General features: G+C 39.2%; 10 protein-coding genes and 4 tRNA genes. 7 read left to right on the top strand and 7 right to left on the bottom strand.

All coding sequences use genetic code 11. The features are described from left to right. Window positions 1–12 precede the first annotated feature (12 nt). The 4 genes from IEY03_RS15855 to IEY03_RS15840 all read left to right on the top strand — a co-directional run bounded on the left by IEY03_RS15855 (window position 13) and on the right by IEY03_RS15840 (window position 801). Window positions 13–89, top strand: a tRNA-Met gene (locus IEY03_RS15855). A 323-nt stretch (window positions 90–412) separates the two neighbouring features. Beyond that, a tRNA-Met gene (locus tag IEY03_RS15850) sits at window positions 413–489 on the top strand. 33 nt (window positions 490–522) lie between these two features. After that, a tRNA-Met gene (locus IEY03_RS15845) sits at window positions 523–599 on the top strand. A 125-nt stretch (window positions 600–724) separates the two neighbouring features. Further along, window positions 725–801: transfer RNA gene (locus IEY03_RS15840), tRNA-Met, on the top strand. A 960-nt stretch (window positions 802–1,761) separates the two neighbouring features. Here the strand turns inward: IEY03_RS15840 and IEY03_RS15835 are convergent. The 6 genes from IEY03_RS15835 to prmB all read right to left on the bottom strand — a co-directional run bounded on the left by IEY03_RS15835 (window position 1,762) and on the right by prmB (window position 7,191). Then, on the bottom strand, window positions 1,762–2,373 hold the full coding sequence (locus IEY03_RS15835; RefSeq protein WP_188843501.1) for an RNA methyltransferase: 612 nt from the start codon (window positions 2,371–2,373) through the stop codon (window positions 1,762–1,764). Window positions 2,374–2,376: 3 nt separating this feature from the next. Beyond that, a complete protein-coding gene (locus IEY03_RS15830) occupies window positions 2,377–2,655 on the bottom strand; it encodes a YfcL family protein (protein WP_188843499.1) in 279 nt (92 codons plus the stop codon). Window positions 2,656–2,659: 4 nt separating this feature from the next. Then, window positions 2,660–3,853, bottom strand: coding sequence for an ATP-NAD kinase family protein (locus IEY03_RS15825; RefSeq protein ID WP_188843497.1), 1,194 nt, complete (start codon window positions 3,851–3,853; stop codon window positions 2,660–2,662). Window positions 3,854–3,904: 51 nt separating this feature from the next. After that, window positions 3,905–5,089 (bottom strand): MFS transporter, encoded by a 1,185-nt coding sequence (locus IEY03_RS15820; protein WP_188843495.1) that lies wholly within the window; start codon window positions 5,087–5,089, stop codon window positions 3,905–3,907. Then, window positions 5,090–6,184: a chorismate synthase gene (gene aroC, locus IEY03_RS15815; RefSeq protein ID WP_188843493.1), complete on the bottom strand. Its 1,095-nt coding sequence runs from the start codon at window positions 6,182–6,184 to the stop codon at window positions 5,090–5,092. It abuts the gene before it with no gap. A gap of 62 nt (window positions 6,185–6,246) precedes the next feature. Next, entirely contained in the window at window positions 6,247–7,191 is a 945-nt protein-coding gene (prmB, locus tag IEY03_RS15810) for a 50S ribosomal protein L3 N(5)-glutamine methyltransferase (protein WP_188843491.1), read from the bottom strand. Window positions 7,192–7,270: 79 nt separating this feature from the next. On the opposite strand from prmB, the gene smrB reads away from it, so the two are divergent. Further along, window positions 7,271–7,798: an endonuclease SmrB gene (gene smrB / locus IEY03_RS15805; protein ID WP_188843489.1), complete on the top strand. Its 528-nt coding sequence runs from the start codon at window positions 7,271–7,273 to the stop codon at window positions 7,796–7,798. Between the two features lie 38 nt (window positions 7,799–7,836). On the opposite strand, the gene sixA is transcribed toward smrB, so the two are convergent. After that, the gene (gene sixA / locus IEY03_RS15800) at window positions 7,837–8,304 is read right to left on the bottom strand and encodes a phosphohistidine phosphatase SixA (RefSeq protein ID WP_188843487.1); all 468 of its coding nucleotides are present in this window, start codon (window positions 8,302–8,304) and stop codon (window positions 7,837–7,839) included. Between the two features lie 189 nt (window positions 8,305–8,493). Here sixA and IEY03_RS15795 point away from each other — a divergent pair, with 189 nt between their 5' ends. Beyond that, window positions 8,494–11,280, top strand: a complete 2,787-nt coding sequence (locus IEY03_RS15795) for an insulinase family protein (protein WP_188843485.1) — start codon at window positions 8,494–8,496, stop codon at window positions 11,278–11,280. 281 nt (window positions 11,281–11,561) lie between these two features. Further along, a complete protein-coding gene (locus IEY03_RS15790) occupies window positions 11,562–15,884 on the top strand; it encodes an EAL domain-containing protein (RefSeq protein ID WP_194483537.1) in 4,323 nt (1,440 codons plus the stop codon). The last annotated feature ends 254 nt before the right edge of the window (window positions 15,885–16,138 follow it).

Here is a 16,138-nt window from a genome sequence, read left to right as displayed (position 1 = left end):
GCGTTTATCGGACGCGGGATGGAGCAGTATGGTAGCTCGTCGGGCTCATAACCCGAAGGTCGTCGGTTCAAATCCGGCTCCCGCAACCAATTAACAAGTATTGCATTGGTTAAAAGATAATATCGGGCTCAGCTCTTATTATCCGCAAAGGTCGTCGGTTCAAATCCGGCTCCCGCAACCAATTAACAAGTATCGCATTGGTTAAAAGATAATATCGGGCTCAGCTCTTGTTATCCGCAAAGGTAGTAGGTTCAAATCCGACTGCCGCAACCAATTGATAAGTATCATATTTGTAAAAAATAATATCGGGCATAGCTCTTATTATTTGCAAAGTTTTAAGCTCCAGTTTGGAACTAAAAATCATTTGATACTGTTTAAATACTTTAGATAAACGCAGCGATTCAAATACAGTCGCGGGATGGAGCAGTATGGTAGCTCGTCGGGCTCATAACCCGAAGGTCGTCGGTTCAAATCCGGCTCCCGCAACCAATTTGATGAACAAATACTAGTAATAAATACAGTCGCGGGATGGAGCAGTATGGTAGCTCGTCGGGCTCATAACCCGAAGGTCGTCGGTTCAAATCCGGCTCCCGCAACCAATTTATAATTATCACATTGGTGAAAAGATAATATCGGGCTCAGCTCTTATTATTCGCAAAGGTCGTAAGTTAAAATCCGACTCCTGCAATCAATTTGATGAACAAATACTAGTAATAAATACAGTCGCGGGATGGAGCAGTATGGTAGCTCGTCGGGCTCATAACCCGAAGGTCGTCGGTTCAAATCCGGCTCCCGCAACCAATTTATAAATATCATATCCAGTTGAAAGATAATATCGGACTCAGCTCTTATTATCCGCAAAGCTCATCAGTTCAAACCCAGTTCCCGCAACCAATTTATATTTCTGATTTACTTTATAACTTCTGTACTCAAATCCCCCCCCCTTGCAACTTATTTTATCAATCTAGTTTTACTTGTAGATAATATCGGACTCAGCTCTTATTATCCACAAAGCTCATCAATTCAAATCCGGCTCCCGCAACCAATTTATAAATACCATATCCAGTTGAAAGATAATATCGGACTCAGTTCTTATTATCCGCAAAGCTCATCAGTTCAAACCCAGTTCCCGCAACCAATTTATAAATACCATATCCAGTTGAAAGATAATATCGGACTCAGCTCTTATTATCCGCAAAGCTCATCAGTTCAAACCCAGTTCCCGCAACCAATTTTTATTTCTGATTTACTTTATAACTTCTGTACTCAAATCCCCCCTCTTGCAACTTATTTTATCAATCTAGTTTTACTTGTAGATAATATCGGACTCAGCTCTTATTATCCGCAAAGCTCATCGGTTCAAATCCGGCTCCCGCCACCCTCTTATACGCGCAAAGTTACCCCTAAATAATACCAATCATAATAAATAACTGATCATTCTATCTTGTGAAAATACCTGATAACTGCGTTAGATTTTTTGATTGTAGAATAACTACTTATCAAAAAAAATCTGCCTTGTTATCACGCATTTTTCCTACGCAATTTCTGGACACCTATTTACTGTGATTGGTATAACCACAAAATACCTTAGGGTAAATTTATATTCGGCGCATAAACTCGTGAATGCTTTGAATGATGGAAATGCATCAATGACAATCCACTAAAAAGTAAATAAGGATGGGTATCAAAAACTTGGAATAACAAATTCGGCGCGGCTTACTGCAGTGATTCAGCCGTAAAGATATGAAATAAAACCTGCTGTTACACAGTTTTTTTTAGCCAATGCTTCACTCGAGTGCGATTATTATTATCGCGACTTTTCATGATGAGTTTATCATCGGTTTGGTGTTCAGTTGATTTAGCAAGTCGGTCGTATAGCAGTACATTCACTGATGCAGCTAGATTCATACAACCTTTTGTTGGTACATAAACGACATCATCGGCAGCATCGATAATGTGCTGCGGAATAGAACCATCTTCAGGGCCAAAGATATAAAAAGCCTTTTCTGGATGAGTAAATTGAGGTAACGGTATCGCCCCTACCACTAAGTCCACACAAATAATCTTACTGTTTGCCGGTACTTGCTCTAATAATGACTCAACCCCCTGCAACGGGATGGTTCTCGCAGCTTGCTTCTTATCAACTTCATATTGTGCTTCAGCTTTAACGGCTAAATCATAACGTCTTCCAGTATAAAATACCTGATTTACGCCATAGCAACCTGAAGCTCGCATAATCCCGCCAACATTAACTGGCGTTTTAGGATTAACAAGCCCGATAGCGACATGTGGCTCATTCGGGACAACACACTGGACAGACTCTTGCTCAGTTTGGCTAACTAAGCATGAGTCTACTACTTGATTATCAGGCATCGACTAAGATACTGCTTCAACAATTCGACTGCGTAATTGCTGCCAGGCTTTTGCTACTAGCACATAATCAGCATCATTAAGCTCTTCATTGGCCAGTGCTAGACACTGAATAACTTCATGATCTAATGCATCAAGACCTTGATCAGCTTGGGCTTCTAATTTAGCCAATACTACGGCGATATGGCCTTGTAAGTAACCACTAGCAAAAAGTGAATCGTCATCACCATTACTGACGGTTTCTTCTATCCAAGATTCCATCGCTGCATCATACTTTTCTAACATGGGTTTATTCCACCAAATCTGGGTTAGCCACTTGATACATTACATAATCATGGTAACCAGTAATAACTTTATAATAACCCGTAAGGGCTTTATCTAATTCAGGGTCGCCACTATCCACAATTAATGGGCGTCCATCAAGTGCTTTTAGCTTAGTTTTTGTGGCAACGATTAAAATATTGTCTTTACCCAGCTGTTTTATTAATGCTGGCGATAATTGCTGATTACCTCTTCCCAATACATGGCCCTGACCACCAATTAAGGTGATCACCAATTTTGTCGGCTTGTCTTGGGTAATATCAAGTAGTTGTTGGGCGGTCACATCACTGGCTATTAATTGTTTATCTTGAATAACATCAACACCAAGCAACGTGTTGGCTAGATATAAGTCATCCATGATCGCCGCAACTGTGCTGCCAGAGCCCATAATATAGATTTCATCTTCCATTGACTCAATCACATCGGCAGCGATATCGGCTAGCACTAATTCATCAACTTCCTTGCCACCCATTTTTACCGCTTGTACATACCTAGGTTCAGCAGGCACTAGCATTTCTCCAAAACGTTTTGCTTTTACAGTGCCCTGCCTGAATGCTGTTTCATCTATGTCCATCACATCAGCAGACATTAAGCTAACTAACTCGCCATCAAGCAGCATTTTAACCACCAAGCCTGATGCTTTAGGGGTTATGCCATAAACACCTGAATGAATTTTAACGCCAGCCGGTACACCTAATACCACAGTAGCATCATCTACAACAGAATAGACATCTCTTGCAGTGCCATCTCCACCAGCAAATAACAGTAAATCGAGAGTTTCATTCATCAAAGCCTCAACCGCATTACAGGTATCTTGATGAGTAGTGCTCACACTTGCCTGATCCATTGATTTAGAGATTGATTGAGTGGCTGACGATTCATTTGCATAATCAACATTTGAGTGATGTTGATAGACAACATGGGTATCAAAGCCCATTTTTCGGGCGAGATCCTCACCCATGCAGCCTGAAGCCGTAATCACTTGAATACGGTTCCGATAGGGTAACACTACCTCTAATGCTTGCTGCATGCGTAAGTGTGCTTTTGGCTCGGCACCTTTGGCTAATGCTTCTTCCGCTACACCGTCAGAGCCCTTTAGACCAACACTGCCACCTAAACCCGCTAATGGGTTAATAAGTAAACCTAAACGAAACGGTTTCACATTGGCTCCTTTTTATTTCATGCATTTAAATGTATGTTAGAACGCTGATGGTTAAGCCAATTCAACATCTTGGCGCAGTGCTTTACCGTTCATGTTGGGAATAAAAAGCACCAAGATGGCCGAAGAAAAAGCACACGCAGCAGCAAATAGCCACACATGCATCGCACAGCTTCCATCTCCCCAAATATGACCACTAATCCAAGTACCTAGCGCACCACCTACACCAAAACTAATGCTGGCATACATGGCCTGCCCTTTACTGCGGTGATGAATGCCAAAATGTCGATGGATAAACTGAATCGATACCGCGTGGGTTAAGCCAAACGTAAACGCATGTAATGCTTGGCTCAATAACAGTAAAAGTAAATTATCGGGATAGTACCCTAAAAGTAACCATCTTATCGCGGTTAACAGTGTGCTTATGACTAACAACTGACGTAAACCATATTTGCCAATTAACTTAGATGCGTATAAAAATATGGCAATTTCAGCCACCACACCAATAGCCACCATAATGCCCGCTAAGGTTTCGGAGTAACCAATTTGTTTAAGGTAAAGTACAAAGAAACCATAAAAAGGGCCGACACTCATTTGCAGTAATAAAGCAGAGAGCAAAAATAATACAATGGATTTATCTAACTGTAACTTAGGACGTTCAGCGGCACTTAAAACCACCGCCCTTGTGGATGGGAGAGGCAAAGCACATACAAGCAACCCCATAAACAGCATCATGCCAATATAAGGCAGCACTTCAGCACCAAAGCGTTCAATACCCATTCCTGCTGCCACAACCAAAACAATATAGCCGACACTACCCCAACTGCGGATAGCGCCATATTGATTAGCTTTGTCACCTAAGGTTTCAAGGGTGATCACCTCAAGCTGAGCTAAAATCGCATTCCAAAAGAAGGTATATATAGTCAAACTGATGGCCAGATACCAAAAACCACCGTCAAAGAAAAAGCTGATAAAAGTCAGTGCAGCACAAAAAGCCCCAATTTTGATTAAGCCAGCCCTCATTCCGGTTCTATCGGCTACGATTGCCCATAGATTAGGCGCCACAATCCGCGTTGCCATTAAAATCGCTAATAAGGATCCTATTTCTTGTGCATCAAAGCCGCGAGCGTCAAAGAACACGCCCAGATACGGTACTAACACACCTAAAATAGCAAAGAAGAAGAAATAACAAGCCCTGAGCCAGCGAAGCTGCAACTCAGGGCTAGAGGTGATTGGCATTTAACGCATTCCGATTACGGGAGTTTCACTGTGTACATCTTGGTTTTGTGCACGATGGCGTAATAGATGATCCATTAACACAATGGCTAACATCGCTTCAGCAATAGGTACCGCACGGATGCCGACACAGGGATCATGTCGTCCTTTAGTGACAACGTCGGCAACCTCGCCTTGAGCAGTCATGCTTTTACCCGGCACGCTAATACTCGATGTCGGCTTTAAGGCAATATTGGCAACAATAGGTTGACCTGAAGATATACCACCTAAAACACCACCAGCGTGATTTGATTCAAAGCCTTGTGGTGACATTAAATCACGCCCTTCTGAGCCTTTTTGAGTAACCACACCGAAGCCATCACCAATCTCAACACCTTTTACCGCATTAATCCCCATTAAGGCATGGGCAATATCGGCATCTAAGCGATCAAATACTGGCTCACCCAATCCCACTGGAACACCTGTGGCTGCTACGGTAATTTTAGCGCCAATCGAGTCGCCAGATTTTTTCAGTTCACGCATGTATTCATCCAGCGCATCCAATTTGGTTGCATCTGGAAAGAAAAAGGCATTTTGCTCTACTTGTGCTAAATCGATTAGCTCAGCACAAATAGGGCCAAGTTGAGATAAATAGCCATGAATATCGATACCATGAACGGCTTTCAAATACTTTTTAGCAACCGCACCGGCGGCAACACGCATAGCTGTTTCACGAGCAGATGAGCGCCCACCACCACGGTAATCGCGTAAACCATATTTTTGTTGGTAGGTATAATCGGCATGGCCAGGACGGAACAAATCTTTAATATTTGAATAATCTTGACTACGTTGATCGGTATTTTCAATCAACAAACCAATAGACGTCCCAGTCGTTTTACCTTCAAACACCCCAGATAAAATACGCACTTCATCGGCTTCACGACGCGCGGTGGTATATCGCGATGTGCCAGGACGTCGACGGTCTAAGTCATGTTGCATATCTTCAACGGTTAATGCTAGCCCAGGAGGACAGCCGTCAATAATACATCCAAGCGCCACACCATGGCTTTCACCAAATGTGGTCACTACAAAATTTTGCCCGATACTGTTTCCTGACATGCGCCCTTTATCCCTTCACAAGTAAACACTGAGTAGTGTAATGGTACACTAATACAAGGTTCTTATTCACTATCTTTATAGATGGCAAAAAGTGATTCATTTTCAACTAGCTGATCACGGGTTAATACAAACACACCGTCTCCGCCAAATTCAAAATCTACCCAGGTAAATGGCACATCAGGGAATTGTTCCATTAAGTGCACCATTGAATTCCCCACCTCAACCACTAAAAGACCACTGTCGGTCAAATAATCTGCGGCATTGGCTAAAATCCGCTTGGTTAAATCCAACCCATCACGACCGGAAGCTAAGCCAATCGCAGGTTCGTGATGATACTCGTTTGGCATATCGCCAATGTCATCCTCATCTACGTAAGGCGGGTTTGATACGATCAAATCGTAGTGGGGGCCTTTAGGAATAGCCGAGAATAAATCAGACTGGATCGGGAACACTCGTTCTAATACGCCAAGTGTTTCAATATTAATTTGAGCCACTTCAAGCGCATCTTCACTAATGTCAAGCGCATCAACTTCAGCATCTTCAAAAGCATAAGCACATGCAATAGCAATACAGGCGCTACCGGTACACAAATCCATAATTCTATGAACAGGCTTGTTATATAGCCATGGACTGAAATGATTATTGATCATTTCAGCAATTGGCGAACGTGGCACTAATACGCGCTCATCAACAAAAAATTCTAATCCAGCAAAACGCGCTTTATTGGTTAAATAAGGTACAGGCAAACGTTCACGTACTCGGCGAATGATCAACTCAACAATTTTATGCTTTTCACTGCTGGTTAAGTTTGAATGAATCACTTGCTGACCAATTTCTTCTGGTAGGTGTAATGCATGAAAAACTAATGCAATGGCTTCATCCCAAGCATTATCAGTACCATGGCCATAATAAATACCGGCATCGTTAAAACGGCTCACAGCCCAACGTAGCATATCGCCAATGGTGCGCAGTTCCGTGACCGCTTCATCTACAAAAATTTTATCCAAAACACACTCCTACAAAATAGTTCTGCTGCATTGTAACTGATGTCTATTAAGATGGCCTAGAATTCAATACAATATCGCCATGAATGACAAAAATATCACTGATTTCGAGTCGTTTAGTGATCTTGTTGCTGGCATCAAACCGATAAAGCAACAAGCCCATCACTTCAAACAACCCGTAAAAGCCAAGCAACAAGTAGAAATTAAAGCGCAGCAAATTCATGCTAGCAGCTACTTTTCTGACACTTATCAACCTTTACTTCCGGTAACGGGCCCAATGCGCTGGGCCAACGAAAATGTTGATAATATAGAACTTAAACGTTTACGTCGTGGTGATTATGTTCCTGACTTATTACTGGATTTACATGGTTTAAGACAGTCAGAAGCCAAACTAGAACTTGCTGCCTTAATTCAAGCTTGCGTGAAACAAAACAGTATTTGCTGTAGCGTGATGCATGGATATGGAATGGGTATTTTGAAGCAACAAATACCAATGTGGCTAGCTCAACACCCCAAAGTAAAAGCGTTTCATCAAGCTCCTAAAGAATGGGGTGGCGATGCTGCGCTATTGGTATTAATTGATATTGGCGAACAGCCACATAGAAGATAATAACGAACCTGCGAGTTTATTGAATGACCCATTACCGATTAACCCGCTAACGGATAATTCATCCCGACTAAACTAGCGACTTCCATATGCTTATCAATTTGTACGAAAGCAGATGTGGCAAAAATCGGAGGTTCAGCACCCGCAACAAGTTCGCTGACTAAAAAACCGACAATCGGCATGTGAGTAATCACTAACACGGTATCGGCTTTATATTGTTCGGCATAAGCTAAAATAACATCGGCAGCTTTTCTTGGATCGCCTGAAGGCGTAATGTCATCCAATACCACACATTTACGAGCTTTAGGTAAGTGTTTACTAACTACCTGCCAAGTTTGCTGAGCGCGTAGATAAGGACTGACTAAAACCAAATCTAGCTGAGAAATATGGTTATTGAGCAAACCAGCCATTTGGCCAGTTTGGTATCTCCCGTTATGCGTTAACATCCTTTCGCGATCCGATGGCGCATCAAAACTGGCTTCACCATGACGCATCAAAAACAACTGCATACTACACTCGATTTCAATCTTATTTACTCGTGAACCAATTGTAGCCTCATTAAGACGCAGACGAAACCGTCCACCAACAAAAATTAACTCAACTTTAGTCGATAAACAAAATAAAAGTATCGCGAGTTATTTGCTAAAAACTGATAACAATATCAATATATAACTAGAACCGTTACCTGGAGCCTTCACTTGTCCGATTTTCCAGCAATACATAAAAGTCAAAATGATCATCGCTTATATCGTTATATCCGTCTCTCAAATAAACTTCGGGTATTATTGGTTGAAGATGTTCAATCTAATCAAGCTGCTGCCTCAATGGCCGTTCAAGTGGGACACTTTGACGACCCAGTTGAGCGACCTGGTATGGCGCACTTTTTAGAACACATGCTGTTTTTAGGCACAGAGAAATACCCAGATCCTGGTGAATACCATGCTTTTATTAATCAACATGGTGGCAATAACAATGCTTGGACAGGTACCGAGCAAACCAATTTTTTCTATACTATCAATGCCGACGTGTTTGAAGAGTCCCTCGACAGATTTAGCCAGTTTTTTATTGCGCCAAAATTTGATATCGAATTAGTCGATAGAGAACGTCATGCGATTGAATCGGAATATAGTCTTAAGCTAAAAGATGACATTCGCCGCGTTTATCAAGTACAAAAAGAAACCACTAATCAGGCGCATCCTTTCTCAAAATTTTCAGTAGGTAATTTAACCACCCTAGATGGTCCGGAATCGGTTTTACGTGAAGAGTTACTAGCATTTTATCAACAACAATATTGTGCCAACATCATGACATTATGTTTGGTCGCACCGGACTCTTTAGACCAATTAGAAACTTGGGCAAAAACCTATTTTGAATCGATAGTTAATCGCGGAGTAAGTAAACACTATCCTGAAGCATTACTGGTCACCGATGCCGAGCGCCTGAAACAAATTGCAATCGTGCCGCTAAAGCAACAAAAACGAATCAGTGTGAACTTCGCCCTTCCAGGTATTGACCAATTTTATAAACGTAAACCTTTAACCTTCATCAGCCATTTATTAGGTAACGAAAGTCCAGGCAGCTTGCTGTCATATTTAAAAGAACAAGGCCTGGCGAATAATTTATCCGCGGGCGGTGGCATTAATGGTTTTAACTTTAAAGATTACTCAGTGAGCGTGCAATTAACCGACAAAGGTTATAAAGCTATCGATGATGTTGTGAAGTGTATTTTTGAATACATTCACTTAATAAAGCTCACAGGATTAGAAGAATGGCGCTATCAAGAACGCGCAAACCTGTTGAATACTGCTTTTCGGTTTCAAGAACAAATTAAAGCATTAGATCTTGCCAGCCATCTCAGCATTAATATGCATCATTATGCCATTGAGGATGTGGTTTACGGTGACTACCGTATGGACAAGCTAGATATTGCTGAAGCACGTTCATTGCTGGACCTCATGCACCCGCTCAATATGCGTCTTCAGGTTGTTGCACAAGATCAAGATACCAATAAACAAGCCGCCTGGTACCACACCCCCTATAAAGTATCGGATATTGCGCCCTCAAGATTGGATTATTGGCAACAATCAGAAATCAGATCTGAACTAGCACTGCCTAAAGCTAATCCCTTTATTGTGCCTAACCCACAATCTAGATCAGAATTAAGCCAAACAAAGGTTCCGGTGATTGTTGCAGAGGGTGAAGGTTATCGCCTTTGGCATAGAAAGGATGATGAATTCAATGTCCCAAAAGGCCATTTGTACTTATCACTTGATTCACAAAAAGCCAGTCTGTCACCTCGCCATGCGACACTGACACGACTTTACGTTGAGCTGCTACTCGATTATTTAACCGAATCAACCTATCAAGCTGAAGTGGCTGGTCTAAATTATAATATTTATCCGCATCAAGGCGGAATTACCTTACATCTCACAGGCTTTACTGGTAATCAAGAAAGTTTATTATCGTTAATCATTCACAAAGCGCGTGAACGTAATTTTACCCAAGACAGATTTGACATGATCCGTAAACAAATTTTGCGGAGTTGGCATAATGTTGCTCAAGCGAAACCCATTTCACAACTGTTTACCAGTTTGACCGTTACCCTACAGAAGCGCAGTTTTGAACCAGCAAGAATGGCAGAAGAACTCGAAACGATTTCCTTAGATGAGTTGCATCAACATGTGAGCGACTTTTTTGAAAAGGTTTATCTAGAAGGACTGGTTTACGGTGATTGGTTAGTATCTGAAGCGCAAGCATTAGGCAAACGTTTAGAACATCTATTGTCTCTGGTTTCAAAACCCAGCAATGAGTCATCAAGAGAGCTTGTTGATTTGCAGGGTGTTGGTACCCTGTTAAGAGAAAAATCTATTCAACATCAAGATAGTGCCATCATTGTTTATTATCAATCGACCAAGGCAACGACTGAGAAAATGGCGCTGTTTAGCCTATTGAACCATACAATGTCATCAACGTTTTTTCATGAGTTACGCACAAGACAACAGCTAGGCTATATGGTTGGCACCGGATATTTACCCCTCAATCGCCACCCTGGAATGATTTTTTATATTCAATCCCCTTCCACCGGGCCGAGGGTTTTACTTGAAGCCATTGACGAATTTATTGCAGATTTTAGTTATGCCGTTATGCAAATCACCAATGAGCAATGGGAAAGCACCAAACAAGGTTTAATTAGCCAAATAATGGAGCATGACTCAAACCTCAAAACCCGAGGCCAACGTTATTGGGTCAGCTTGGGTAATAGAGACTATCAGTTTGACCAACGTGAAAGTGTTGCCGCTAAAGTTGAAACATTAACCAGAGCAGATTTAATTAAGTTTATGATGCAGCGAATGCGCAGTAAGCACTGTGACCGCCTAGTCTTATTCAGCTGTGGAGAACAACACTCAAAACAGCAGCTTACGTCTGACAATATGATTTCAGATCTAAGAGCATTCAAACAAGCAGCTGAAAAATTTAACTTTTAGACTAAGTGCACTGTTGTAAAAATATTAATTTAAATTTCTACAACAGTGCTATCGACATAAACAGCTAAATTTATGTTTTCTATTAGCGTAAATCGCTAATTAAGCATATGTATTATCGGTAAAATACTGTTATCTAAGAATAACAAGGGTTTGAACTTGGTACATAAAAACAACATTCAAACCAATTTACTTAACAGACTTTTGACAAACACCCTGGATTCTGAAAAAGTAGGCAACTAACTGCTTCTACTTGGCATCTACGAGAACAAGAAAAATAAATTATGCCTAAAATTTTACCTTTTCTACTGCTGATCTTTACTTTTTTTCAAGCATCATTCGCGTTTGCCATGTCTTTTTCTGACTTCAATGAAGAACAACTAGATATTATCCTCAATTATGAGTCTTATACTGTTGCTAATGGCCTATCTCAAAACACAGTAACCAGCATTGTAGAAGACAGCGAGGGATATGTTTGGATAGGAACGGTTAATGGCCTAAATCGATTTGACGGAACTGAGTTCACCCATTTTTACGCTGAAGATAATGGCAGCGGATTACCCAGCTCATTTATTCGTAATCTCATTATAGACGATCAAGATAGATTATTAGTAGGCACGGATAAAGGCTTGGCAATATTTGATAAATATACGGAAACCTTCTCTTTAGCAAAAGATAATCATCCTATATCAAATTCTGTTATTTGGGCATTACATAGTGAAAATAATCTTACATATGTAGGATTAAACAATGAAATCTATATTTTTAATACAAAATTCACAAATGAAAAAAGACATGTAGAAAATGAAAAGTTCAAAGAAATAAAAAAAATAAGAACACTCAATGATGACATATATATCAGGAACTTTAACGGCGAAATATACTTAACAAGTAAAGAAGGCCTAACTCAAATAAAATCAAATGAATCAACCGACTTTGAAATATTCAACAGAAAAATACTAACATCTACACTTTCAGGGCTATTTTATGATGGAAAACAAATATTAAAAAATCAAGTTTCATCAATAGCCTTTAATAAGAAAAAGAATTCAATATTAATATTTAGTTTAAGCGAAATATTATCTGTCGACATCGAGGGGGTAAATAATAAAATAAAAAAAATTGGAAAATTAAACATCGAGTTGGCAAAAAATAGTTCTACCATAAGTTATCTAACTGAAAATGCTTTATTCCTATCCGATTACACTAATGGAATTCAACACGTTTCAATAAATGGTAATTTAGCCTCAAAAATCAACCTCAACATAGAAAAAATTTGGTCCATAAGCCAGAACAGAAATAATATTGTAATCGCAAATAATGATAAGAATATAATTGTTTTAAACGAAAACCTAATAAGCAAAGATCAAAAAAGAGGCATATTAGTTGCCAATGAGGGATATAAATCTGTTTTAGCAATGGGTGATAATATTTTTATCGGTTCCTCTTCAGGATTGATAAAACGAAGCCTTTTTGATAAAAGCTTAATTACACAAATCACCCCCAAATATACAGTTAAGCTCAAAAAGATCAGTGACAATCAATTTCTGGCAGGTACTTTTGATGGAGAAATTCTGCTTTATAATATTGATAATGAATCAATAATAACAATTGATACAGGAACAAACCATCCTGTATTTGATTTAGAATATATTGATGGAGACATATACATTGCTACACAAAAAGGCTTACTTGTTTACACTAAGGGAGAAGTTATTAAATTATATGAAAAAGAACTTGTCGCTAGTCTAGTCAGCTATAAAAATCAAATTTATTTTGGTTCAAGAACTGCCATTATGGCTTATAACAAAATAGATAAAAAAATAATTGAATTACTTAAAACCAATAAAATAACGTATTCCTTAAGCGTAATAGATGATGTATTAATTGCGCCATCTAACATGGAAATAAACCTTTTAGATATAAAAAATAAAAAACAACTTAAACTTACAACTGAAAATGGAATACTTTCAGATTATAGCACTCAATCAACGATAGATACTGATTCAGGAATAATAATTGGTGGTCCCTATGGATTAACATATGTTTCGCCTAAAGAAGTATTGAATTCTTTAAATAATAAGATGCTGTACTCATTATCAATAAAAAACATTTCAATCTTTAACGAAAAGGTATCTATTGGCTCAAAAATACTTGATCAAGCAGTCAAGTACAAAAAATCCATTACTTTAAAGCATTCTGATTACCCCTTTACTTTTGATTTTAATATAATTGGTTCAAATATAAACAAGTTCGACTTCTATTATAAACTTGAAGGTATAGATATAGATTGGCTACCAAACAAGAATTTTAATTCCGCAACCTATACGAATGTACCACATGGAACATATAAATTTAGTGTTTTTGCTGTAGAAAGAACAACTGGTTCAAAATCTACAATAAAAAATATAGAAGTTGTGATTTCTCCGCCATGGTGGCTTTCTATGAGAGCGAAAATCATTTATAGCTTCATATCACTTGTAATCTTACTGTTAATAACAAAAGCGATATTGCGCCGAAGAGAAATTCAAAAACAAATCGCTCTAAGTGAAGAACGTCTTAAGCTTTCCCTTTGGGGCAGCGGCGATGAAATGTGGGACTGGGATATTGAAACTGGTAAAATATTTCGATCCAATATTTGGGGGACGTTGGACTTTCCGCAAGATGGTCACCGTTCAGGAAAAATTGGTGAAGAGAGCAATATCCACCCAATAGATCAACCCAGAGTTCAAAAAGCACTCAATGATCATTTCAGCAATATCACAGATCACTTCGAAATAGCCTACCGAGTGAAAGGGAGAAATAATCAATGGATGTGGATTCTAGACAGAGCCAAAATTGTAGAGCGCGATCAGAAAGATCATCCTGTGCGTATGACGGGCACAATTAAAGATATCAACAACATAAAACAAGTTGAAGAGCAGCTTAAACTTTTTGCCCGTGCAATTGAGAACATCTCTGAGGGGATGTTCATTTTGAATCAAGATTATGTTTTTGTGGAAGTCAATGATGCTTGCTGTGAAATAGCATCCTGCTCTCGTGATAACTTTATGAATCAGAAACTCGCATTTACCCGTTACCCAGATTCTTATTCAGAGCAAATTAGAACGGCTTTACGTCAACAAGGACGTTGGAATGGTGAAATTGAAGCGAAAAAGGGTGATGAAAGCTTCTTTTTAATGGAATTAACCATTGATGCTATTTATAACGAGCAAGGTGAAACAAGCCACTATGTTGGTGTTTTTTCTGATATTACTCGGCGTAAACAGCAAGAAGAAGAATTACGTAAATTAACCAACAATGACTTATTAACCGGTTTACCTAACCGTTCTAGCTTACAAGTTACCTTAAGTAATTTAGTCAAAAAAGATATCCACCATACTTTAATGGTATTAGACCTGGATAACTTTAAGCGCATTAATGACTCCCTTGGTCATCAAATCGGTGATGAGTTATTGATAAACGTTGCTGAGCGGATTAAAAAAACAATTCCAAATCATGCCAGTTTATATCGATTAGGCGGTGATGAGTTCGCATTATTGATTGATCAAAACCCAGATATCGGCTCAAGTGCCATGATTGCATCAAATATTATTCAATCCCTCAAACCTGCATTTGAACTTAATGATGAAAGTTTGGTATTAGGGATCAGCATTGGCGTAGTACTTTATCCAGAAGATGAGCAAAATGAACAAGCGTTACTTCGAAAAGCAGACATTGCTATGTATCACGCAAAATCAGCTGGCGGTAACCGCTATCAATTCTATTCAGAATCTCTTAATCAAAATGCGTTACGACAATTAGAGGTTGAAAATTTAATTCGAGAAGCCTTAAAAGAAGACTATTTTGAAGTTTATTACCAGCCCAAAGTCGATCTCAAAAATGACTGCTTAGCAGGAATGGAAGCATTAGTTAGGTTAAATCACCCCAAACATGGAATTATTCCGCCTAATGATTTTATTCCACTTGCTGAAGAAAATGGTTTAATTGTCGAAATAGGCGACGTTGTAATGCGTAAAGCCTGTTTTGCTGCACATAAGTGGTTAGAGCAAGGTCTGTTTAATGGCCGCGTTGCCGTCAATTTATCGTCACGTCAATTCGCGCTAGCTGATTTACAGCAAAGAATAGAGTCAATTTTACGACTAACTAAGTTACCAGCAAAACATCTAGAGCTAGAAATCACTGAAGGCACTGTGATTAAAAACCCTGAAAAGGCGATTAAAGTCATGCAACAACTTGCAAAAATGGGGGTTAGCCTTGCATTAGATGACTTTGGTACAGGTTATTCATCATTATCTTACCTTAAACGTTTTCCAATCAATTGTTTAAAAATTGATAAATCATTTGTGGATGATATTGATAAGTCTGATCGCGATTTAAAGATGGTCGACTCAATCATCACTATTGCACACAATATGGGTTTAACTGTGGTAGGAGAAGGTGTTGAGGATAATGCCCAACTCAATATTTTAAAAGCGTTAAATTGTGAAGAAATTCAAGGCTATATATTTAGCAAGCCCGTTCCAGAGCAAGATTTCGAGCGACTTTTAACAGTAGATAGAAACAACAAAGCAAAATTTAAACCGCAATTACCAAACAAAAACTAAACTATTTATCAACATTGGCACGGAAACTGCTTTTAGATTGTTAGTTGTCAAAAATAACAATTTAATAATTACCCTGAGCTAAGAGAGATAAAAAATGATTAAAGGAATAATTGCGTTATCAGTAGTAACCATTCTGTCAGCTGCTACAGTTACGCCGTCAAATACTCTAGAAACGCAAACTGCTGGATTACCTGTTATTAAAGTTCTAGACACACAAACTGCTGGCTTACCTGTTATTAAAGTTCTAGACACAC

Source organism: Shewanella aestuarii, assembly GCF_014647215.1.
GTDB classification, from domain to species: domain Bacteria; phylum Pseudomonadota; class Gammaproteobacteria; order Enterobacterales; family Shewanellaceae; genus Shewanella; species Shewanella aestuarii.
The sequence above is the reverse complement of the archived record's forward strand: the minus strand, read 5'-3'. Positions and strand labels throughout refer to the sequence as shown.